The sequence below is a fragment of the Bacteriovorax sp. HI3 genome (assembly GCF_059738875.1).
On the sequence record NZ_AP026946.1, the window covers coordinates 3,608,883 to 3,630,161 of the forward strand.

The window sequence follows — 21,279 nt, forward strand, 5'->3', positions numbered from 1 at the left end:
GTTCCTAGATACTTTACCATAACAGCTTTGAGTGTCAAAATGACTAGCATGGAAAAAGAGCCTCTGGCCCCTATGATGTCGGCCATCATTCACTTCACAAATGCACTGTATGATCCACAGTGTTTTGAGCTTATTAAAAAAGAAGAAATCAGAGACGTTTTATCTAAAGGCCAGCTTGAAAGTAAAATGTGGCTTCTTAGCGAATTTAAGCAAATATTTAAAAACAACCCACACCTTGATAATCTTAAAACCATCGTTGTTGGTGGTTGGATTGGTATCCTGGCCCGCGCCCTCAATGAATCGGACAAACGCATCACTGCTGACACTGTCGATATTGATCCGAACGCCACGACCATCGCGCGCCTAACATTGGACCTGGACAGAGGTAAGGCCTTCACCATGGATATGTTTGACCTAGACTATCGCAGCTATCAGTGTGTGGTGAATACATCGACAGAGCATATTTTAAATTTGAAGGCCTGGTCAGATAATCTTCCGAAAGGAACTTTTGTCGTGGCCCAAAACAATAATGGTCACAAGATTCCTGGACATGTCAATTGCGTGAACTCTAGCGAAGAATTGGAAAAGCTTTTAGGATTATCTGAAATTTATTATACGGGAACAAAGGCCTTTTCTCTTTATGACCGCTTTATGGTGATTGGAAAAAAATAACTAGAACTTTATCGTTTTGGATAATTCCTCTACAACGTATTTATTACCTAAAGCATTGAAGTGATAATCAGGTAAATGAAATTTTTTAACGTCCATTAGTCCTTTATGAATTTCAACAAACTCTATCTTATCTTCGGCCAGATATCTCATTAGGTCTTTAGACCAGATTGGCCTCATCAAGTTGTAATCGCTAATCGCGACGACGAATCGCCCTTTGGGAAATTTCTTCATGTACTCTTCTTTCATTTTAAGAAAGATTCTAGAGATTAACTTGAAGTCACTTGCTCCCACTTTAGGCAGGTCTCCTATCCAATGAAATCTATCAATAGAATCAATAATTCGCAGAACTTTAGATAACCATCTCTTATTGAAGTATCCTCTTCGTTTCGCTTGGTCATTTGAATCAAGCTCATACCATGGGCTCAATCCACCATCCCACTTAATAAACTCCTTGGTCCCCATTACTCTGACAGTCATCCATTGAGGATAAAAGATATAAATCATCATCCCTTCAGGCTGTCTGATAGTTTTTTCCCACGGATAATTTTCCATCAAGGCCAATGTATTATTCGGGGCCCCTCCACCATGTCCGTAATTGTAAGTCTCGTAATCAGGATGAGCTTGTCCCATTTGAAAAGTAACAGTGTCTTCATCTTTATTTCCAATACCAAAAGTATTTGAATCCCCTGCAATGATAAGATGCTTTTTTCGCAGCTCTTTTGGAGGTGGAATCACACGCTGCCCATATTCATTAATATTGTAAAAAACATCAATACGGCCTGGACCATTTACCTCTTCTTTAATGTGCTCGATGCGCGAACTAATTGAATAAACCCAGCCAATATTGAGCTTTAATCTTTTGTACTCATAGAAATTAAATTTAGGCCCAATAAAAACTCTGGCTTCATCTTTAAATTGTCTTCCGTTGGGAAGAGTTGTAACCATCTTATGGACATAGGAAGGCTTTTCGGCCATGGCATTCATTGAAATGAAAATAAAAAGAATGAGCGACTTTAGCATCATAGAACTATTTTACCTGCAATCTACAGCTATACAAGCCAGGCTCTTGCATTCTTTCGCACTCTGAGTTGCGAACCAGGCGTTTAAAGAAAAAATAATGGTCTTTGTGAACGATAAACTGATTTGCTCCGGCGGTCATTTGTTCGTAGTTTTGATAGTAGTCTTTGCAGAGGTAGTTGCTACTTGGGAAGTAGAATTTTGGGCATGGGGTGATGAAAAGACCTACGCCTTCGTTTGTGCGAGGGACTTGTTCGTATTTAGTGACGAAAGAAGCGCCGAAGGTATTTTGAAGCTGATAAAGTGAAAAAACTCCAACGATAGTGAAAATGGGAACAATATAACGAATCTCAAATCCAACAAATAATCTGTATAGTGGATAAATTAAAATTAACAAATACCTAGCTTCAAATGATGGTGAAATATATTTTGATTTACCGTAGGCAATCGCCAAAACAACAAAAATAAACAAGACTTCTCTGGAAAAAAGATTCTTCCATTTTTGTTTAATGACAAATAAGACTAATAAAAGAATTGATAAGTACCGCCCTCCATTGAGCAAGTTAATGGACCCTAAAACATTAAATAGCGTTGGTACTTTTCTGTATGTATGAACTGCTCCGAAATCATTTAGAAAATCACTAAAAAAGACGAGAGCTCCGAATAAAACAAAAAGTATTCCTAAAAACCCTGCCTTCACCACCACTCTTTTGCTTCCATAAATTAGATAGGCAGTCATCAAAAGCGCCTGCAGGGCTCCGTAATAGTGAGTAAAAATAAGAAGAAGACTGGATAAAATAAATAATCCCAATTCCTTTTTTTGCTGAGTTTTTTCCCAAGATAAAAAAGCCCAATAATTTAATAAAGAAAAGAAAATGAGAAATGAATAAGGAAGAAAGAAAGAAGAATACATAAGAAGAAATGGGGAAAACAGAAAAAGTCCCCAAGGAACTTGATTCTTCTCATCGCCATAAGGAAAAAGCTTATTCCAGATCCAAATTGATCCTACAAAAGAAACAACGGAAGGAAGTCTTAGAACAAACTGTCCCCAAAAGCTATTAAAAAGCGGATACCAAAATAAATAGAAAATCGGCTGATGAGTGTCGTATTTTATAAAATTACGCCAAAAACTCAAGAAGCCATGGGCATCATGAAACACGTTCCAGACATTTAATTCATCCACTATAAAAGGGTAAAACCAAACCCAGGCCAAGCGTATTGTAATGGCCAGGCTAATATAGATGAAAAAAAGCCGCCTCCCCATTACTTAGTAAGTTGGAGTACAGGTTGGGTTTCCATTCGAATCAATGGCCGTCATAACATAGCGCTGATCTGCACAAGTCGCTGCAGGAAGCACTGGAGTACCGCAAGCAGCAATTGACCCGTCAGCATTAACTTGCTTAATATACTGGCCGCTCGGACAAGCTGTCGCTCGTTTTGGAAATGAAGAACATACAACAGAACCATCTGCTCTGACTTCTGTAACATACTGATTAGGAGCTGGACAGTTTTGAGTAATGGTTTTTGGCACACATACTTTTCCAGAACTACTATACGATTTTAAAACATAATCCGTATCGCAGTTTAAATCTGCAGCAACATACCCTCCAGTGGTTGTCGTGATAATAAATCCATCTGGCATCGGATCAACAATAGAGGCTAAAGACACGCAAATAGAATTCCCATTAGGATCAATACCTTTTAAAAAGCTACCCGCTGCACATGGTGCATTTAAGGTTAATGTCTTACATTGGTAAGTAATCGTTCCAGGCGTTGTCGATGTTGACGACGTTGTTCCGGGGGCAATCACAACTTCTGCCAAGAATTGATTTGGTGGACATAAAGTTTGGGCAGGCAAAGTGGCCGTAGGCACGACATTACCTGCTGCATTTTTTACAACGATTCGATGGTGCATACACTCGCCATATGGCATGACATCAGGATTGTATGTTACGGTTCCACCTGCATCTGGTTTACAGCTCGCTCTTACCGCATCCCTAATCATCTTAGCCGTATCTGTAAAACATGAAGTGACAAGTGTTTTTGTCGCTTCGTCTTTTCCGATAAAAATTTCAATCGTAAAACTGTCTGATGTTTTATTATTGTTTTGCTTTACAGTATTAAGAATGTCGTATTTGACTGTCAGATTCATAATGTTTGCTTTATCTGGTGAAAGAGAAGTTGCAATACTTCTAACCGTCAATAAATCTGATCCACCTGCTGCATTTTTTGCTTGCCCGTAAGATTTATTTACTTCTAAAAAATTCGAGATTGTATTATTGGGAAGTCTTCTTGATAAAGCAGTATATGATGTTGGCGATGCTACTGTTCCAATTGTTTTTCCATTAAAATTTCTCATACAAATTTCAGGAGTCGAAACATAGGCTATTACTTGATTTTTTAAAAATGAAGACTCTGATGCAACCAATGTTGTATTAACCATTTTTCTTGAGTTCGACATCATTGTTACAACAATTAAACCAATCGCTCCTGCGACTCCAGCAGCAATAAGGGTCTCAACCAAAGTAAACCCTGAAATATTTTTAACTAATTTTTTCATTAGAAACATCCCACTGTATTTTGTTGTGAGGTTATTGTATGTGTTGCAACTAACGAGCAAGCTTTATTTGTATTAGGTGCACCTGTCTGCTGATAACACGTTGTCGAGGCCACATTAGCATCTTGATAACCAGTAGTCCCTGCCGTTCTCCATTGTCTATAACCATCACAATAATAAGTGTTACTAGTATCAAGACATGAAACCGCTGTTTGATACCCATTTAAGTTACATCTTGTCCAACCAGCGGGACAAGTTGATCCAGAAAACTCGCAATGACTACTTGCAGTTCCCGGATTTTTTACTGTTCCACACTGAGCGTAAGTGTGATACCCATTCGCACCAGCTGGAGTCGCTCCATTACAAGAAAGCTGACGCTGTATAGGCTTACATCTAATGCTTCCATCTGAATTCACTCCAGAAATAGCTTGTCCCCCTGGACAACTTGCGGGAAGCTGAATAAAAGGAGTACAAATCGGATATCCATCTGCTCCAATTCCTGAAACAAACTCATTGAGCTTACATGTCCATGCCATAACAGTTGCAGAATTACATTCAACCGATCCATCAGTATTATAAATATTTGCAAAGTTTCCAGGATCACAAGTTTTAGCAGTAGGAATTCTATTACAAATAGGAACCCCTGTTGTCGGATCAAATTTTCCAGAGAAAGCTGTTACTCCTGGACAATTCAGTGTTGAGCATACAAATTGGCCACTCGCTAACTTGTAAAGAATACTTCCCGGTGCACACTCTTTGTATGCGAGATCACAGATGACACTTCCATCTGAATTAAAGCCAGTAATAAATTTATTATTAGGACAAGCATTTTCTAAACTGGCACATGTATAAGTGACAGCCCCGGATGCTTTTTCGCTCCCCACTGCTCCAGTTGCAGGAGAATCCATACGCTTTAAGAACATTCCATTCGTACATGGGTTTACAGTATTTGTATGATTGTGCTTGCACTCTCCATAAGGAAGATTCACTGTCGCATCGTAAAAGGCACCTCGACCAACACACGCAAGCTCAATTGCTGTTTTGACAATCAGGTCGTAATTTCCATAACAGCTTGTCACGACATTAGGAGTAACTGCAGTATCGACAATAATATTGAGAGGAATTTCTCTTTTTACCGCAGGAGTTGTAAACTTTGAAAGAAGGTTTTGGTCATTTTTTTGAAAGTAAATAGCAAGAACCATTTCCGTCTGACTTCCAGTCTCCCCGGTTCTATAATAACTTTCTAATTTAGAAATTTGAACTTGCCCTGCGCCCTTACCATAAATATCTCCCACCTTAATAATAGTATTAGCAGTAGTCAGCGCTCCGGACGTATTTTGAAGAGAAGTCAACGTCCTTGCAACGGCCTTATTTCCAAAGTTCTCAGGAAGAGAACAAACTGAAAGAAGCCCTACTTCTCCAAAAACTCTCTTGGTAACATTATTAATCTCAGTCTCTGAGGATGAGTTTAAAATCCCTTTAGTTGACAACCTTTGTTGGCTAATTAAACCCCAAACGATAACCCCAATGATGCCAACTGAAACTGCGGTTTCGACTAACCCAAACCCCGAAGATTTCAACTTGCATAAAAATTCTAATGAGTTAAATGATTTTTTCCCCATAAATATAGACCTTTTATTTAAATAATTTATCCTTACTAAGGTATATTATGATCTAATATCTCTATATATAAAAATATATTTTGCATAATTATGAGATTAAAGATGTTTAAATTAGATCAGAAAGGTGTATCCCTTCCTCTAGTGATTGGCGCAGCTGCCATTATTCTTGCTAATACATATTACTTTTATGAGATGAATAAAAACTCAACAAGAGATGCATCTTTTGCAAAATCTGAAATTTCTGAACAATCTGAACAAGCAAGAATCGCGGCTTTTCTTGCTGATTTAAAAGTATGTTCTGATGATAACTTCAAAGGAAGATCATTAGTCTCATTAACCACGCCAATTTCATTCTCGCTCAAAAGAGGTACCCCTGGAGTCAACTTCCTAGAGGTTGGAAAATCCTACGGTCAAGACCATTATACTGTTGCAAATTATTACTTAATTGCCGACCCCAATGCTGTTAGCAACGAGCTTCGCTACTCACTTATGGTTAATTATTCTCTGGCCAAAAATGCGACTCTTAACAAAGGAAATCTTCCCAAGCGTACAGCAACAGCTAAAGTTCCTCTCTTTATCCAGGTTGATGGCTCTGGAAATATCTCCAGATGTTATGCCGTTCCAGATGAAGATAGAACAGCAAGTTCAACTGCTATTGAAAAAGCTATGCAGGCCACTTGTAAAGTTGATACAACCACAAACCCAACACCTACTGCTTACCTGCGCAGCTCTACTTCAATCGCGGAATGTGTAAACAACGTCAAAGAAGGAGTCTGTGGAACAGGTCAAGTTTTTAACGGGATGACTATTACTGGAAAAACCCCTACCTATACTTTAGGTGCAGAAAATTTATTGGAAAACTCATGTGCTGCTTATGTTAATGTATGTCCCACCACTCCAGTTCAGCAAGTTTTTAGATTAATTAACAACAGTACACCGACATGTGAGGTTCCAGAAAATGGCGGATGCACTGATGCGATGATGGTCAAAAACTCAGCAGACGCTGATAAGATTTCATGTTCACAAGGGTGTGGTACAAATCAACTTTACAATAGAATGAATGCATCAGGGGTCCCAACTTGCTACAACCGTCAAACGCCTTGTCCTAGTGGTCAATATGTTAAGTATATTAATGCTACGGGAACAGTTGTTACCTGTGAGTACATAAAGTATAGAGATGCATACTGCACCACGAGTTACTATGCAAGAGACCTAGATCCGAACAGTGCCTCGAATCCTCTTGCCTGTGAATACTACAACAAATATAAAGATTGCGCTGGTACTTACGGTTTCGTAACTTCATTCTCAACAGTAACTCCCAGCTGTAAAACTTTAAACTTTTAAAGTTACTTAGTCTCTGGAGACGCTGACTGCTCATTAATTTTGTAGTACATAATTTCTCTACGTAAAGTATCAATTCCAGCAGGGTCATTTTGATTTACATAGACAGCCAGGAGTAAATCATAAATTTTCATTACTCTAAATTTTTCTTTAATATTTTCTAGCACCACTCTAGCCTTATTAAATTCTCTGGCATTGATCAGCGATTGTGCATAATCCGTTTTGACCAAAAACTCGTAATTGATATTTTCGGGAAGCTCATTCATAGCCTTTTCCCAAGACTGATTAAAGTTCAAAAAAGAGTATTGGAATGAAAGATTGGCCACTCCCAAGAGTACCACAAAACATGTCAGAATGTGGTTTGCATACTTGGCATTCTTAAATTTCATCATTAAAGAAAAAAGCAAGAAAATGAGCCCCCAAATAATAGCTCCATTCACCCTGGGGTAAAAAAAGTAACTTTCTCCAAAAGGGAAAGAGATATACTTTACAGGTAAAGCGGCTCCAGCAAATAACACGAAAAAGATTAAAGAGCTGATTGATTTTTTGTAAACAAAATATAACAGGCCGGCACAAGCAAGTGATCCAATATACCAATGAATATTTGACGAATAGTACCCAGGATAAAGAACACCCAAATTAAAGAGGCTCAGATTAACCGGGAATACTGAATTTTCTAAAGTAAAAGCAAAGCGATAATAGTTATCTTGAAGAGAATATGATGGTTCGATCATTGTATTAATAGAAAACATTAGGATGATGAGCAGTGCTCCTGTTAGATAAACACGCTGAGAAAAACTAGTCTCCTTTCTTACAAGTAAAAGAATTAAAAATAATGCTCCTTTAACATTAAGAGCTGCAGCCAATAAGACTAATCCAGTGGATAAACTCATTTTCTTTTTAATAAAAGCAAGCAAACCTAAAAGAACAAAAGTATCAGCAACTAGAAACTGGATTTGAGAAGGAAAATAGAAAATTTCTAAATTTAAAGGAAGAATCAAATAAATCAATCCAAGCAAAAAAGCCAGGCGCTCTTCCCCTGAAAAGCTTTTCACAACAAACCCTAATAAGCAGGCATTTAAAGTTAGAAGTAGATGAGTCACTAAAACATACCAATTGCTCGCTCCGAAACTGCCAGAAAAATCGGAGAAATAAACACCAACATAGATTAAAACTGAAAAGAAAAACAGGGGCAGGACATTCTTTTTATAATGTGTACTCATTAACCTTTTCTCCTCTCATTCCTTTCAAGTTCTCTTGAATATCGACTTCAATCTTGTCTTTATTTTCCATATACATTTGACGTTTTTTTACCTTGATAAGAATACTGTTGGATTTGGCGTACTCCTTTGTGTGAAAATAATGTTTTGCCAAAATAAGTTCAATTAACTCATTATCTGGTGATTTTTCCATAGACCTGGTAATCATTTGAACCGCTCCACTCTGTTTTCTAGCAGAAGTAAAAGTTATTCCCGTATAGAAAACGACCATCGCACATCCGAACAACACCCAATTGAGTTTTGTTTCAAATCTCGACAAGGCCAACAATAATCCTAGGAATGGAACGCTTAGCCAATATTCAACAAAGTTTGAGTAATGAAAAATAGGAATAGGAATCATTCCACATAAAGGCACTAAAGAAATTATGAAAAAAATAATTCCAGTCAATCCTACAAAATCTTTTTTTCGATATAAAGTCATTAGGATAAATGCCAATACAAAAAAGGAGAGGTACACACCTACAAGTTGCCAAATAGATCCATCGACCTGCGTACTCGGGTGAACCAATAGATTATCCCAAGGATAGACAGTGTAAGCGAGATATTTGGAGAAATTAACTGCCGCTAGAACTAAGTCATTCCACTTCTCACTCAACGATGATGAATTAGATATTAAGTTTGATGCTTTTTCCAGCGCATAAGCTTCCGCCAAAAAAGTACGAGGAACTAAAGCCAACAGGCGACTTAAAAAACTAGACCACGCTGTGAGTCCGATCGAATATAGGCCAATAACCATAAAAGGGATCAATCGAACCCTTTCTTTTTTTAAAAATGGCATCAAGATTATCAAAGGAGCAAATACAGACTTAGAGAGCAAAGAAAAGGCAAAGAAAACAATAGAGGCTATATAACTAATTAGAGTCCTTTGTTCTTTAATGTATAGATTCAGAGAAAGCAGAAAAAAGAAAGACGCCAACAAGGTTTTTAGCTGGACAATCCAGACAATCGTAAAAAAATGGAGTGGGTGCACCAGATAAATGGCACTGAGTAATAGTGAATATCCACGTCCCAATTTTTGTAATATTTTATAAAAAAGGAAGGTATTCAATGCATGTAAGGTCAAGCTAAAAAGATGGTAATAGAAAACATCTTCTTTCCATATCTTTAACATGACAGACAGGATTGAATAAAAAACAGGCCATGATCGTCTGAACTCTCCCCACTTCCAAAAATCAAATGGGGATGCATGGTTTAGTGTCCAAGACTTAAAAATAAAAAACCAATCATCCCAAAGAGGTTGGCCATGCAAAACAGGTGCATACAAAACCAGTCCAACAAGAAAGAAAATGATCAGGAGTGCTGACACATAAACGGTCCGTCTATTTTCTCTAGCAAGCATCATTTCTCCATTCTGTAATTGAACTTAAATTCCCTTTCTCCTATGATTATAACAAATGAAGATATTTAAAAAAATTCTTTTTCTGCTAACTCAGTTTTTTATTTGCTTTTTTATAGTAGAAATCACCTGCTACGCTTTTTTGTACAACTCACCTAATCCGCTTTATCGTGCTAGAAGAATACTCCAATACGATGCTCTCTTGGGATGGATGCAAAAATACAATCTGGATTCAAAATTTGAAGGACAAATTTTGATGACAAATGACCAGGGGTTTCGAATTGATAAGGATCATTTAATTCAAGGAAACGCTGAACTGTTAACTTTGGGACCATCTTCAGCCTTTGGCTGGGGAGTGAGAAATGAAGAAACCTATACTTCACTAAGTGCCAAAAAAATGGGACTTCTATCATTAAACGCTTCAGGAATTGGACATTCGATTGCTCAAGGCTCACGAGTTTGGGATCTGATTAAAGGAAAAATCTCTCCTAAATATGCCATCATATCTTATGGTGTTAACGATCTTGATAAATTTCGTTTTTTTGATTCCGACCCTATCAACGATAAAGAATTTTTCAACATTGAGCCACATGCTCTCAAGATGGATAAAGCCAAACTTCCTTCAAACTTTATCATTGTTCTATCACTAGTAACCCGCCAACTTTCGCACACCTTTAAATGTGATCAACTTATGAAATTTCCTCAAAGAGTCGAATGGCATGACTATGAAAAAATTCTGCAAAAAATAATAATCGAAATGGAGCAAAAAAACATAACGCCTTTTATTGTCAATACTCCATTCTATCTCGCTCATCCCGACCAGGCTTTTACTGATGAAAAAATAAATAAAGCTTATAAAGAAGTTAGCATTTTTGCTTCTAAGGGCCAATGTAAAGCAGCTCATGAAAAACTTAAAATTGCTAAAAGTCTTGAGCCTTTTAGCATCAATCAAAAAGTTCTTGAACTAAATAAATTGTTAGAAAAATTTGCTGAAAAAAATCAAGTGAAAGTCATTGATGCTTACTCTATTCTAGTGAATAAGAATGCAAAGGAAAACTTCTACGATCCAGTCCACCCTTCAGCTAAAGGCCATAAGTTAATCGCCGATGAAATTACAAAACTCATTCAGCAGAAAAATTAATTTCTTAACCTAGTAATCAAATCACGCACAGAAGTAATCCCTTCCAGCGGCCTATACACACATCTAAACCCTAGATGCTTATCTCTATCCCAAATATTTAAGTTAATCGCCGTAGCAAAAACTCCAGAAACATCCGGACTTCCCTGCTCCCAGTGACCACCTCTGCAGATCCCATTTTTATGGGCCACTTTCGCATTTTTAAAAGCACCAAAACCACAGAACATATTAGAAAGTTCCGGGTTGTCACAATTAGTAGTTGGTCCAAAACGTGAGAAAGGAGGATTGTTGAATTTAACTAAACTGAAGGCAACATGGTTGTCTGTATTTAATAGTGGCGAAGTATCCTTAATCCATTCGGCAACGTTCCCCGAAAAATCCCATAGAATGACATTGTTTGGAAGAACGTGAGTCCTTCTAAAAAAGCTCCACACTGATTGAGAGCATTTTTCAGTTAAGCCAAAACAAGCGTCCTGATCATTAGTACTAGCTGCTAATGGCGCGTTAGGTGATTTATTTGCATGCCCAACATTTAGCCTACCAACATACTCGGCCCCAGAACTCCAGTTTTCAGGAACTGAAGCAATATCTCTTGCCACTAGAGTCCAGATTTCGTTTGAGATCAGATCGTATCTATCGCCATTTTTTTGGCAAGCAGCAATAGCTTCTTTAAGTTTGACCATTGTCCAAGGAAGGCCTTGGGGTTGAGAGACGGCCTGGCCATTGGCCCCTTTTCTCATTTCGTATTTAGCAACACAGACTCTTGAAAGTGCGCCGTCGAATTCAACGTATCCGGCAGGGCAAACCTGTGGGTTGAAGTAAAAGAAGTATGCGCTTGCGATGACGACGATCAAAACAATGATAATAGAAGTAATAGTAATTGTTTTTTTACTCATAATACCCTGCGTGGCAATATTGTTGAAAATCATTAATAGTATACATTAAATTGAATTAATTGCTATTGAGCGGGGAGCATATTTTTATAAAAGTCGATGCCATCTTTAGTCTTTCCGTCAAAGGCGATGGATCTGTCAGATAAAACGATCACTCGGTTGCAAAGAAGGGACACTTCATCGAGGTTGTGAGAGACGATAATCGAGGCTCCACTTCCTTCAATCATTTTATTAATTCTGGAATTTAATTTCTCTGCAAAAAACTGATCGGTCCCACCTAGGACCTCATCCAGAATGATCAAGTCTGATGTTTTAGCCGTCAAAAGAGATAAGAAAAGGCGTGCCTTCATTCCCTTGCTATAATTTTTCAGAGGAACATTTGCAAAATCTTTAAGGTCGCTAAAAAGGATCGCTTCTTCTACCAGAGCTTTTTTCTCCGGACGTGAAATGTTGGTATACATTAGTTCACATAATAAAACGGCATTCTCTCGCCCTGTCAGCTCAGGATAAATATTAAGTCCTGTCTCAAAGATGGCGCGTGCTTCGCCATTTAACAAAATCTTATCCGAAGCAATGATCTTTGAAAGATAACGGCAAAGAGAGGTTTTCCCAACACCATTGGCCCCTAAAATGCCTACTCGTTCCCCTTTTTTTACATCAAAAGAAATTTTGCTCAATACCAATAAGCGGTCAGGAGCATTGAGAAAATAATTAATAGGACTCTTAAGCATGCTGACAAAGAGATCTCTCACATTATGGGCGCGGTAGTACTTTGCCTCATACGAGAGGGAGAAATCTTTTACACTTAAGATAACTTCATTAGACATTGATATAAAAATCCTTCATTTTTCTGTTAAAAAGAAAGGCCAGTGTAAGTCCAAGACCGGCGACAATCGCCAAGCTGATTCCCATATAATTTAGCCAGGCCTCTGTATTTAATTCATAAAGAGAGTTTTGAAAGAGAGCGATCAGAGGATAAAAAAGATTGATCTTTAAAATCCACGGGAAACTTGCTTCCAGATAATCGCGCGAATAAAAAATCGGTGTCACAAAAAAAGCGAGACCAAGTAAAAAGGTCGATACGAACTGAATGTCTCTGTAAAAAACGTGAAGAAAGCTGATAATCATTGTTAAAAAAAATCCAAAAACTAAGAGCACTATTGTACTCAAAAGAAACAGCACTAATTGAGGCAAAGAAAAGCTCATCATCCCCAACCCCATTAAGGCAACGATCAGAATCAAAGTCGCCACCAAATAATTAAAAAAATTATCTAGGACATTGGCCCCTATGATGTAATTGGGATGAACTTTAAAAGTTAACAAAACTTCGCGAGAGTGAACTAAAGAACTTGCAAAAGACGTCACACTTTGACTGATAAAAACCCAAGGCAGAAGTCCCGAGAGTAGAAACAGTGGATAGTTTTGAATGTTGAGTTTTAAGATTTTATCAAAAACAGTCGCTTGAATAATAAAGCTGATAATGGGATAGGCAATGACCCATACGAATCCGGCCAAAGTCTTGCGATACTTTGAGCGCATTTGAAAATAAGTAAGAAAGAGCAGTTTTTCCAGCTGTTTCATTTAACCCAAAAAAGGAGTTTAAGTTTTATCCAAAGAGGAAGTTTGACGTTGGTCACTCTCCCAACGACCTGATCAAAAGCAAACGGGTCATCAAACTTGTAACCATCCAGGTTTCTGGTGATGATCATCCCTTGATCCAGGTGCTTATTGATATGCCATATATAGTGACAAGTGTACTTGCCCGAGTCATTAAAGACAATGATGTCGAATTTTTTTAGGTCGGGAAAGCTCACCTCTTCTAAAAAAATCTCCATTCCAATGGGGATGACCGGCATCATAGAGCCGGAGACAACTCTATATTTTTTCATAATTGGCCGCAATGTATTTCATAATCACTTCTGCCGCCTCTTCAGGGTTTCTTCCTAAAAAAAGCTTCATGCGTTTAGCTCTGAATAATAACGCTCCAAAACCAATGCAACGAAAACAGAAGATTTTCGTCTTGGTTAAAAAATCTCTCCAACCATTTTCCCAGAAATACTCAATAACCATTGGCAGACCAAAGCCAATGATTCCATGCTTGAGTAATCCTTTTCCTGTCGAAAGAAAGCTTGAGTCTTTTAAAATTGAGGTGCGCGAGTTGTAGCGGAAAGCTTCAATCAAAAGAACTTTTTCATAAGATCTATCTATCTCAACGACTTTTCCAGGAAGACCTTTAAGCGAGAGAAGTTTTTTCTTTCCGTATTGGCCTCTATCCATGAAATAATAATTTTCGTCAGGATTGAGTACTTTTAACTCTACTGCTTTATCACTGAGGCCAATCTTAATTGGAAAAGGTCTGATATGGCCCTGCCAATCAACAAGCGGGATATCATCAGAAATAATTTTAAAACGAGAGTCTTTTAGAAACTCCATCAAAAGCGTGCTCTTACCACCTTTCATTGGCATCATGCAAACCAAGGCCAGGTCTTTGTAGGCAACACTAAAAGCATGAAGCTTATGAAGCCCACTTAAGTCCATACGCTTTCCAATGCGTGAAAGGATCAAAAGGTAGCTCACCTCATGAATCTTTGAGATATTCTTAGCATACATTTTAGCGCTGTTGGTTTTCTTGTTAAGAATAACCAGCAACTCTCCATAGTAATCACAATAGCGTACATCATGGATGTCATAACAAATCGAATTGATTGTTTGCATAGTGCAAACAACATTGGGAATTTGCTCAAGAGGAGGATCGGTTAAATAAACCTGAAGAGTAAAATCAGCAACTCCCTTTTCCCCATCTTGTGCAAAAACAGAAAAATCTTTTTTTAGTAAAGAGAGAAGCTCAGATACTTCCGACTCTACTTTAACTTTGTGACCATAAAATTCAAAATAGGCAGGCTTCATGGTTTAAGCACTCCTATTAAATCCTGGGCCGTCATTTTCTGGCCTTCGTAATTAAAGTGATGATCTACCAAATGATAGCGTGGGCTTTCTGGATGATTTAAATGGATAAAAACCGTGTCAATTTTATAAAGTTTTAAAAGTCGATCGAGTTCTTTGACGTAATCTTTTTTTGTTTCATGATAGTTACTGATAACAACAGTAAATTTCCCCTTCGGAAACTTGATCAAATATTCATTATTCATTTTCACTAAAATTTTTGCTACCAAATCCATGTCTGATGCTTTTATTTTTGGAAGATCACCGATCCAATTAAACACATCAATAAAAGACAAAAATTTTAAAAGGTGAGTAAGCAGGCGGTCATTAAAGCTGCCTTTTCTCACGAGCTTTCCTTTATCCAAAGCATACCAAGGGCTATCCCCCCTATCCCAAGTCAGGTAACTTTTAGTTCCAATGACTCTCATCGACATCCAGTTTGGATAAAAAATATAAACAAATTGCCCTTCGCTTTCCTTAATCTCTTTATCCCATGGGAAATTCTCCATAAGAGATAGAGTATTGTGAGGGGCGCCCCCGCCATGGCCAAAATTATAAGCGTGGTAATCTATCCATGATTTCGTAAAAAGAGCAGGCAGAGTTTCTTCATTGGGAAGCCCTAACCCGAAAGTATTAGAGTCTCCTGCTAAAATAAGATGTTTTTTCTTCGGTGCTACCACCTCATAAACTCTTTGCCCTAAAGCATTAATGTCATAAAAAACATCGTAGCCTTCTTGAGTGCCTTGGATTTTTTTAGAATGCTGAACTCTTGAGTAGATGGGGTAAACCCAACCGATTTGCGCCTTTAATGCTTCGTAAGCATTCTGATCGTAACCTTTTCCGTACCAGACTTTATTATTTTCCACTAACGTTTTGCCGTCAGCTGTCTTTGCTGTCTCTACAACTTCTGAGTCGGGCACGTTGGCCCAGACGCCAAGAGAAATACAAAAAATTAAGAGTGAAAAAAGTTTCATGAGATTATTGTAACGTCACTACTTTCCTCATGACAATGACATCATCTTTCTTTAATCTATGCCCATGAAATACAGTATCGTCATCGTGACCTACAACAGGCAAAAGGAGCTTGTTCAGTGTCTGGAATCCATTCGAAAAAGCCCTACTTCGCATTCGTTTGAAGTCGTTGTGGTTTTTAATGGTGACCGCACAAACGTTGAAAGATTTTCGCGAATCTACAAAGACTACTCTTTTCATTTCATTCACAAAACAACCCCGGCCGCTGCCCGCAACTTTGGCGTGACAAAGGTCCGCGGTGAGTACTTATTTTTCCTCGATGATGACTGCACTTTGCCTCCTGACTACTTCTCGCACCTGAATTTCGACAACGGGTGGGATGTTCTTGGTGGCCCAGATCAAACACCAAAGAGCGCCAGCGTTTTTCAAAAACTCACTGGAGAAGTGCTCTCTTCCCCACTTTGCATGGGGCCAACTTACAAAAGACATACTAAAACAGACAGGTATTCATCGGATTCAAGTGAGCGCGAACTGATTCTTTGTAACCTATGGATGAAAACCTCACTCTTTCATGCAGAGGGCTTTAAATTTAATGCTGATCTTTTTAGAAATGAAGAGAACTTTTTGCTTAAAGAATTAAAAGAAAAAGGCAAGATTCTGCACTATTCTCCAAAAAATTACGTCTATCACCTGCGCAAAGAAAACCTGGAAAAGCTTGGAGCTGCCGTTATTAAAAGTGGCGAATGCCGCGTGCTTAATTTCGTAACCCTCCCTAACCGAAAGGAGTTGATTTATTTTTTACCGCTTGTGAGTTTTTTATCTTTTCTCTGGCTGGTGTTTCACCCGCAGAGTTTTTTGATTTTTGTCTTTGCTGTTTACGCCCTGACTGTCGCTCTTTACAGGGTTATCGTCTGGAAGTCATTTAGCTTCAAATACATCTTCATGCACTATTTTATTCTTGGTGCTTATGCGATTGGACTTTCAAAAGGTCTATGGAAATTTGGCCCGCTTTTCTACAATAACTTCAAAGAAAACAGGTCATTCATCAACGAATCAAGCAGCAAGTAACCTCTACTTGTCAGCCTTAGCTTTCCATCATTTTCAAGAGCGGCCCATCCGTGCTTAGTCCACTTGTCAACCAATCCTAAAAAGACTGATTCATCTTTAAACCACGACGGTGTCACCCCTTCAAAAGATCTCATGGCCATATATACTTGCTCTAAGCGGAAAGCCTCTTCATCTAATTCTTCAAGCTCAACCTTCGCGTCTTTTGTTTTCCATTTATAGCGAAGCCTTGCTTCTTTTAAAAAGCCAGTCGCCGAAGGACCGATGGCCGCCACAGACTCTGACTTCCAGTAATTCAAGTTGTGTTTGGATTCAAAACCAGGTTTTGCAAAATTAGAAACTTCGTAATGAACAAAACCTTCGGACTTTAAAAACTCTGCCACCTTCATGAATTCGTCTTCAATCCACTCTTCACTCGGCAAGGCCTTATAGTGAGTGTAGTTATCTTTAACCGTTAAGATATAAACACTAAAGTGTGACGGGTTGTATTCTAAAGCCTTTTTAAGTTCGCCAATTACATCTCGCTTCATTTCTTGGGAGTATGGAAGCCCCAGCATAAAATCCATCGAGAAGTTGGCTTTTTTCTCTTTGAAAAATTGCAATGTTTCGTAAACATCTTCGATGCTATGAACGCGATCGAGGTACTTAATAGCTTCTTTTTGAAGAGACTGAATCCCAAGAGAGTAACGATTCACTCCGGCCTTCTCCCACAGAGCGAGGCTTTCTTTATCCCAGCTTCCCGGGTTTACTTCCAGGGTAAATTCGCAATCTGGAGCTAATTCGATATGATGTTTTTTTAGTAAGCTTTGCAAAAAAGCACTGCCTTCACTTCCCCACAAAGAAGGTGTTCCCCCTCCAATGTAAAGAGTCTTAAGCGGTGCCCACAAACACCCGTTCGTTTTCATCAGCTTTTCGTGCTCTATTGCTGCGCTCTCCATATATTCATGAAAACCCGCAAGGTCATTTCTTCTATCAGTCGGAACTTTTTTATAAAAGTCGCAATAGTTACATAAATGTCTGCAGAATGGAAAATGGAGATAGAGGGATGAAACGGGATTAGACATCAAACATTACTTCCATTTTATAGAGAAATTCTATTAGGAGATACTTTCCTTTAGGGACTATAATAAGACGTTTGGTTCTAGATTAAAAGTTTAAAGGAATTTTATTATGCAATACGAGATGTCCACTTTAAAAAACAAGCTTAAGACCCTATTTGTTCATCAGCCAGGCTCAACTGCCGGAACTGTACAAATCTGGTTTAGAGCAGGAAGTGCCTTAGAGCAAACTGATAACGAAGGAATTGCTCACTTTCTTGAGCACATGTTTTTTAAAGGAACGGCGACAAGACCTGGGGCCATGATCGCTCACGATGTTGAGTCTTTCGGTGGAGAGATCAACGCCTTCACATCATTCGATTATACTTGTTACTACATCAACACTCCCAATACAAAAATGGGGAATTCAATTGATATCCTTCTAGACATGGTGTCTCACCCAATGTTCAAAGAAGAAGACCTGATCCCTGAGCGCAATGTGGTTTTCGAAGAATTTAGAAGATCAATCGATAGCCCAAGCCAGTTTGCTTTCGCACGACTTCAAAACTCTGCCTTTGAAGGTGCTTATGCTCACCAAATTTTAGGGCGAGAAGACACAATTAAAAACTTTTCAATCGCTCAGCTTAATTACTTCAGAAATAATTTCTACAATCTTTCAAACGCTCTTTTAATCGTTGCCGGTGACATGAGCGAAAAAGAAGAACTCATCAAAACAATTGAAAAATATCAATTACCGGAAGGACCTCAAAGTGACTTCCCTGAATTCGACCTGAAATCTCAAGCGACAACTGACATGCACCAGAAAGAAGTGGGTATGTCGACTTTAACAATGGTGATTAAGTCTCCAACTTACTCAGAAAAAGAAGCTGCAGCTGAAGACCTGGCGATTAACTGTTTAGGTTTTGGTGAAACATCAAGACTACACAACGCCCTTGTACTGGATAAGACCCTGGCAAACGTCGCTTCTTCATCAACTATGTTTATGGCCAAAGGTGGAGCACATTTTATCAGACTGGTCTTCCCTCATAAGAACATGCCAGAGCTTCTAAAGAAGTTTTTATCGACAGTGAAAGACGCTTTAAACGAAGGTCTTGGAAACGATGAAGTGGCAAAAATTAAAAACCAATACCTTTCATCTAAAATTTATGAGAGAGAATCAATCGAGTCTTACGCTTTTTCTCTAGGGCACAGTTACGCTCAAAACGGCGACATCAAGTGCGAAGAAGAATTTATCGACAAAATTAAAGGAACATCTCCAAATGCAGTTAATCAATCATTGAAGAAAATCTTCATGAGAGATGTCCATATCAGCATCCAGCTTCCAAAAGAGGCCAATGTCCAAAAGACTAAAAAAGACCTGGCCGATTTCCAAAAAAAATTAAAAGAACTTAAAGCAAGCTTAGGCGGAACTGCTAAAGCAAAATACAAAATCGACAGATCAAACTCAGATCAGCAAGTTGAACTGGTTAAAATTAAGCCAGGTGTATCTCTGATCTACCGTCAGAATAAAATGACTCCAACTTTCGTTCTTCAAGCTTACCTTCGCGGCGGACTTACAGAAGAAACTGTTAAAACAAACGGAAGCTATCACTTAATCAGTGCCATGCTGACAAAAGGTCACAATAAAATCAGCTTCGATAAAATTAAAAAATCATTGGAAGAAAAATCTTCAAGCATCTCTGGATTCTCTGGGAAAAATGCTTACGGACTTCTAATGCATGGATTAAGCGACAATCTTCAGGAACTTTTCCCACACTTTAGAGGGGCCCTGGTTTCTCCTGATATGCCGACAAAATACTTAAACCACGAAAAACAACTCGCTCAAAGAGCACTCGTTAACCAGAAAGAAGATCCGGTTAAACAATGTTTCAAAGAAGTTCAAAGACTTTTCTTTGGAACTCACCCTTATGCTTTAAGCCCGATTGGAACAGAAAAGACTTTAAAGTCGATTACACAGAAGTCTTTACTTGATACTCATAAGAAAAACCTTAAAACAAAAGAGCTGGTTTTAACTTACTGTGGGGACGCTGAACTTCAAGAAGTTCTAGCAATGCTTGAGCCTCTTTTTGCAGAACTTCCTGCAAGAAAGACTCAAAAAGTTAATTTCAAAAAGTATAAATCTACAGTTAATGTTGAAAGCTTTATCCCATTTAACCGTGAGCAGACTCAAATCTTCTACGGTATCCCTTGTGGGAAAATGGGTTCACCTGAGAATTTATACCTGAAAATGTTAACGACTCACCTTTCAGGTCAGTCTTCTGAACTTTTCGTAGAAGTAAGAGACCGCCAGGGTCTTTGTTACTCTGCTCAGCCAGTTCACTTCTCAGCAATTGAAGGTGGATACTTCGGGATTTATATGGCGTCTGGATTTGATAAGGTGAATCCTGCAATCGCAGCGATTAAGGACATCATCAACAGAATCAAAGAGCATGGTCTGCCAGAAGAAGACTTCACTCGTATTAAAAACATGATCAAAGGTCAGAATTTAATTAACGTTCAGACAAACGAAGACTTTGCGAGCGTTTATTCAGTTCCAGTTCTTCAAGGACAAGGACTTGATTATTACCACAGAAGCAACAAAGAGATCGAAGATCTTCAATATGAAGCTTTCCAGGCCAATATCAAGAAAATCCTTTCTCAAAAGTGGAACACGATCGTAGTTGGAAGATCGGTAAAGTCTTAAGAGACTTGCCGATCTCTCAAGATCAACCAAGGTAATGCCGGGTCGGTCTCTTTAGAGTATTTCTTGGAGACCAGACTCATGAGCATTGTGACATCTGAAAAATTCGATGCCATCCTCTTATAAAACGACGGGACATCATAAGCACTCGGGCAGAATGAATTAAGCTTGGTGTAAGCAATCTTTCCTACATCTTCATAATATTTAACATCGATGATTTTCTTATTGAGTGAGTCGTAAAAATACCCACAAAGAAGTAACGACATTTCGGCAATCTCTTTGAGTGCATTCTTTTGCAACTCTCGAGGAAATTGACTGGACTCCATTAATTTAATCCCAAGGATTTTCTCGCGAGCGCGTCCATTAACTTGGTCAAAGAATTTGTCCGAGTTCCCAAAGCGATCCATCACAAGGCTTGAATAAAAAATTGTTTCAGTGGACAGAGGAGAAAGTGAACGAGTGTTGAATTCTTGCAAGTGATCATAAAAAAAGACCTGCAAATTGCCATCGAGAATCAGTTTCGCGCTATCAGACATCGACTCTTCCCTCCTGATCGCCACCTTCAAAAACCTGGTGGCCATATTAAATGTTACAATATTCTCGAGACAGAAAAGAACCTGGAAATTATTTCCTTGGGCGCCTTGATTATATAGACGATGCTCTTTACTCTTAGTGTATGCTCTATCAGATCTATGTTTTGATTTT

Annotated in this window: 19 protein-coding genes; 5 read left to right on the forward strand and 14 right to left on the reverse strand. The window is 38.5% G+C overall.

Going from position 1 to position 21,279, the window contains the following annotated elements; genetic code table 11:
• The first annotated feature begins 48 nt into the window (after positions 1–48).
• Positions 49–672, forward strand: coding sequence for a class I SAM-dependent methyltransferase (locus AC6JA8_RS17925; RefSeq protein WP_497975026.1), 624 nt, complete (start codon positions 49–51; stop codon positions 670–672).
• On the opposite strand, the gene AC6JA8_RS17930 is transcribed toward AC6JA8_RS17925, so the two are convergent.
• From AC6JA8_RS17930 to AC6JA8_RS17945, 4 genes are all read right to left on the reverse strand, one after another.
• Positions 673–1,695, reverse strand: a complete 1,023-nt coding sequence (locus tag AC6JA8_RS17930) for a hypothetical protein (RefSeq protein ID WP_497975027.1) — start codon at positions 1,693–1,695, stop codon at positions 673–675.
• A 4-nt stretch (positions 1,696–1,699) separates the two neighbouring features.
• On the reverse strand, positions 1,700–2,428 hold the full coding sequence (locus AC6JA8_RS17935; protein WP_497975028.1) for a hypothetical protein: 729 nt from the start codon (positions 2,426–2,428) through the stop codon (positions 1,700–1,702).
• A gap of 528 nt (positions 2,429–2,956) precedes the next feature.
• A complete protein-coding gene (locus AC6JA8_RS17940; protein ID WP_497975029.1) occupies positions 2,957–4,249 on the reverse strand; it encodes a PulJ/GspJ family protein in 1,293 nt (430 codons plus the stop codon).
• Positions 4,249–5,868 carry a hypothetical protein gene (locus AC6JA8_RS17945; RefSeq protein ID WP_497975030.1) on the reverse strand — a complete coding sequence of 540 codons (1,620 nt, stop codon included), beginning with the start codon at positions 5,866–5,868 and terminating at the stop codon, positions 4,249–4,251. The genes AC6JA8_RS17940 and AC6JA8_RS17945 overlap by 1 nt, the downstream gene beginning before the upstream one ends.
• Before the next feature lie 102 nt (positions 5,869–5,970).
• On the opposite strand from AC6JA8_RS17945, the gene AC6JA8_RS17950 reads away from it, so the two are divergent.
• Entirely contained in the window at positions 5,971–7,212 is a 1,242-nt protein-coding gene (locus AC6JA8_RS17950) for a hypothetical protein (protein ID WP_497975031.1), read from the forward strand.
• A 2-nt stretch (positions 7,213–7,214) separates the two neighbouring features.
• On the opposite strand, the gene AC6JA8_RS17955 is transcribed toward AC6JA8_RS17950, so the two are convergent.
• Together AC6JA8_RS17955 and AC6JA8_RS17960 are read right to left on the reverse strand one after the other, a co-directional pair.
• Positions 7,215–8,432 carry a hypothetical protein gene (locus tag AC6JA8_RS17955; protein ID WP_497975032.1) on the reverse strand — a complete coding sequence of 406 codons (1,218 nt, stop codon included), beginning with the start codon at positions 8,430–8,432 and terminating at the stop codon, positions 7,215–7,217.
• Positions 8,416–9,831, reverse strand: a complete 1,416-nt coding sequence (locus tag AC6JA8_RS17960) for a glycosyltransferase family protein (RefSeq protein ID WP_497975033.1) — start codon at positions 9,829–9,831, stop codon at positions 8,416–8,418. The genes AC6JA8_RS17955 and AC6JA8_RS17960 overlap by 17 nt, the downstream gene beginning before the upstream one ends.
• 250 nt (positions 9,832–10,081) lie before the next feature.
• Here AC6JA8_RS17960 and AC6JA8_RS17965 point away from each other — a divergent pair, with 250 nt between their 5' ends.
• Positions 10,082–10,966 carry an SGNH/GDSL hydrolase family protein gene (locus tag AC6JA8_RS17965; RefSeq protein ID WP_497976892.1) on the forward strand — a complete coding sequence of 295 codons (885 nt, stop codon included), beginning with the start codon at positions 10,082–10,084 and terminating at the stop codon, positions 10,964–10,966.
• On the opposite strand, the gene AC6JA8_RS17970 is transcribed toward AC6JA8_RS17965, so the two are convergent.
• The 6 genes from AC6JA8_RS17970 to AC6JA8_RS17995 all read right to left on the reverse strand — a co-directional run bounded on the left by AC6JA8_RS17970 (position 10,963) and on the right by AC6JA8_RS17995 (position 15,773).
• Positions 10,963–11,859: an SUMF1/EgtB/PvdO family nonheme iron enzyme gene (locus AC6JA8_RS17970; protein ID WP_497975034.1), complete on the reverse strand. Its 897-nt coding sequence runs from the start codon at positions 11,857–11,859 to the stop codon at positions 10,963–10,965. The genes AC6JA8_RS17965 and AC6JA8_RS17970 overlap by 4 nt on opposite strands.
• A gap of 62 nt (positions 11,860–11,921) precedes the next feature.
• Positions 11,922–12,683, reverse strand: coding sequence for an ABC transporter ATP-binding protein (locus tag AC6JA8_RS17975; RefSeq protein ID WP_497975035.1), 762 nt, complete (start codon positions 12,681–12,683; stop codon positions 11,922–11,924).
• Entirely contained in the window at positions 12,676–13,437 is a 762-nt protein-coding gene (locus AC6JA8_RS17980) for an ABC transporter permease (protein WP_497975036.1), read from the reverse strand. Before AC6JA8_RS17980 ends, AC6JA8_RS17975 begins: the two co-directional genes overlap by 8 nt.
• Positions 13,434–13,745 carry a S24/S26 family peptidase gene (locus AC6JA8_RS17985; protein WP_497975037.1) on the reverse strand — a complete coding sequence of 104 codons (312 nt, stop codon included), beginning with the start codon at positions 13,743–13,745 and terminating at the stop codon, positions 13,434–13,436. The genes AC6JA8_RS17980 and AC6JA8_RS17985 overlap by 4 nt, the downstream gene beginning before the upstream one ends.
• Entirely contained in the window at positions 13,732–14,763 is a 1,032-nt protein-coding gene (locus AC6JA8_RS17990) for a hypothetical protein (RefSeq protein WP_497975038.1), read from the reverse strand. Before AC6JA8_RS17990 ends, AC6JA8_RS17985 begins: the two co-directional genes overlap by 14 nt.
• Positions 14,760–15,773, reverse strand: coding sequence for a hypothetical protein (locus tag AC6JA8_RS17995; protein WP_497975039.1), 1,014 nt, complete (start codon positions 15,771–15,773; stop codon positions 14,760–14,762). Before AC6JA8_RS17995 ends, AC6JA8_RS17990 begins: the two co-directional genes overlap by 4 nt.
• 64 nt (positions 15,774–15,837) lie before the next feature.
• Here AC6JA8_RS17995 and AC6JA8_RS18000 point away from each other — a divergent pair, with 64 nt between their 5' ends.
• The gene (locus tag AC6JA8_RS18000; protein ID WP_497975040.1) at positions 15,838–16,839 is read left to right on the forward strand and encodes a glycosyltransferase family 2 protein; all 1,002 of its coding nucleotides are present in this window, start codon (positions 15,838–15,840) and stop codon (positions 16,837–16,839) included.
• Here the strand turns inward: AC6JA8_RS18000 and hemW are convergent.
• The gene (gene hemW, locus AC6JA8_RS18005; protein WP_497975041.1) at positions 16,785–17,900 is read right to left on the reverse strand and encodes a radical SAM family heme chaperone HemW; all 1,116 of its coding nucleotides are present in this window, start codon (positions 17,898–17,900) and stop codon (positions 16,785–16,787) included. The two genes, AC6JA8_RS18000 and hemW, sit on opposite strands and share 55 nt — an antisense overlap.
• 106 nt (positions 17,901–18,006) lie before the next feature.
• On the opposite strand from hemW, the gene AC6JA8_RS18010 reads away from it, so the two are divergent.
• A complete protein-coding gene (locus AC6JA8_RS18010) occupies positions 18,007–20,577 on the forward strand; it encodes a M16 family metallopeptidase (protein WP_497975042.1) in 2,571 nt (856 codons plus the stop codon).
• Here AC6JA8_RS18010 and AC6JA8_RS18015 read toward each other — a convergent pair.
• Positions 20,574–21,110: a hypothetical protein gene (locus AC6JA8_RS18015; RefSeq protein ID WP_497975043.1), complete on the reverse strand. Its 537-nt coding sequence runs from the start codon at positions 21,108–21,110 to the stop codon at positions 20,574–20,576. The genes AC6JA8_RS18010 and AC6JA8_RS18015 overlap by 4 nt on opposite strands.
• Between the last annotated feature and the right edge of the window lie 169 nt (positions 21,111–21,279).

What these genes read in the sequence shown, in the direction of transcription:
- AC6JA8_RS17925 (WP_497975026.1), top strand. Translation starts at nt 49, where the DNA reads ATGGAAAAAGAGCCTCTGGCCCCTATGATGTCGGCCATCATTCACTTC.
- AC6JA8_RS17930 (WP_497975027.1), bottom strand. Translation starts at nt 1,695, where the DNA reads ATGATGCTAAAGTCGCTCATTCTTTTTATTTTCATTTCAATGAATGCC.
- AC6JA8_RS17935 (WP_497975028.1), bottom strand. Translation starts at nt 2,428, where the DNA reads ATGACTGCCTATCTAATTTATGGAAGCAAAAGAGTGGTGGTGAAGGCA.
- AC6JA8_RS17940 (WP_497975029.1), bottom strand. Translation starts at nt 4,249, where the DNA reads ATGAAAAAATTAGTTAAAAATATTTCAGGGTTTACTTTGGTTGAGACC.
- AC6JA8_RS17945 (WP_497975030.1), bottom strand. Translation starts at nt 5,868, where the DNA reads ATGGGGAAAAAATCATTTAACTCATTAGAATTTTTATGCAAGTTGAAA.
- AC6JA8_RS17950 (WP_497975031.1), top strand. Translation starts at nt 5,971, where the DNA reads ATGTTTAAATTAGATCAGAAAGGTGTATCCCTTCCTCTAGTGATTGGC.
- AC6JA8_RS17955 (WP_497975032.1), bottom strand. Translation starts at nt 8,432, where the DNA reads ATGAGTACACATTATAAAAAGAATGTCCTGCCCCTGTTTTTCTTTTCA.
- AC6JA8_RS17960 (WP_497975033.1), bottom strand. Translation starts at nt 9,831, where the DNA reads ATGATGCTTGCTAGAGAAAATAGACGGACCGTTTATGTGTCAGCACTC.
- AC6JA8_RS17965 (WP_497976892.1), top strand. Translation starts at nt 10,082, where the DNA reads ATGACAAATGACCAGGGGTTTCGAATTGATAAGGATCATTTAATTCAA.
- AC6JA8_RS17970 (WP_497975034.1), bottom strand. Translation starts at nt 11,859, where the DNA reads ATGAGTAAAAAAACAATTACTATTACTTCTATTATCATTGTTTTGATC.
- AC6JA8_RS17975 (WP_497975035.1), bottom strand. Translation starts at nt 12,683, where the DNA reads ATGTCTAATGAAGTTATCTTAAGTGTAAAAGATTTCTCCCTCTCGTAT.
- AC6JA8_RS17980 (WP_497975036.1), bottom strand. Translation starts at nt 13,437, where the DNA reads ATGAAACAGCTGGAAAAACTGCTCTTTCTTACTTATTTTCAAATGCGC.
- AC6JA8_RS17985 (WP_497975037.1), bottom strand. Translation starts at nt 13,745, where the DNA reads ATGAAAAAATATAGAGTTGTCTCCGGCTCTATGATGCCGGTCATCCCC.
- AC6JA8_RS17990 (WP_497975038.1), bottom strand. Translation starts at nt 14,763, where the DNA reads ATGAAGCCTGCCTATTTTGAATTTTATGGTCACAAAGTTAAAGTAGAG.
- AC6JA8_RS17995 (WP_497975039.1), bottom strand. Translation starts at nt 15,773, where the DNA reads ATGAAACTTTTTTCACTCTTAATTTTTTGTATTTCTCTTGGCGTCTGG.
- AC6JA8_RS18000 (WP_497975040.1), top strand. Translation starts at nt 15,838, where the DNA reads ATGAAATACAGTATCGTCATCGTGACCTACAACAGGCAAAAGGAGCTT.
- hemW (WP_497975041.1), bottom strand. Translation starts at nt 17,900, where the DNA reads ATGTCTAATCCCGTTTCATCCCTCTATCTCCATTTTCCATTCTGCAGA.
- AC6JA8_RS18010 (WP_497975042.1), top strand. Translation starts at nt 18,007, where the DNA reads ATGCAATACGAGATGTCCACTTTAAAAAACAAGCTTAAGACCCTATTT.
- AC6JA8_RS18015 (WP_497975043.1), bottom strand. Translation starts at nt 21,110, where the DNA reads ATGTCTGATAGCGCGAAACTGATTCTCGATGGCAATTTGCAGGTCTTT.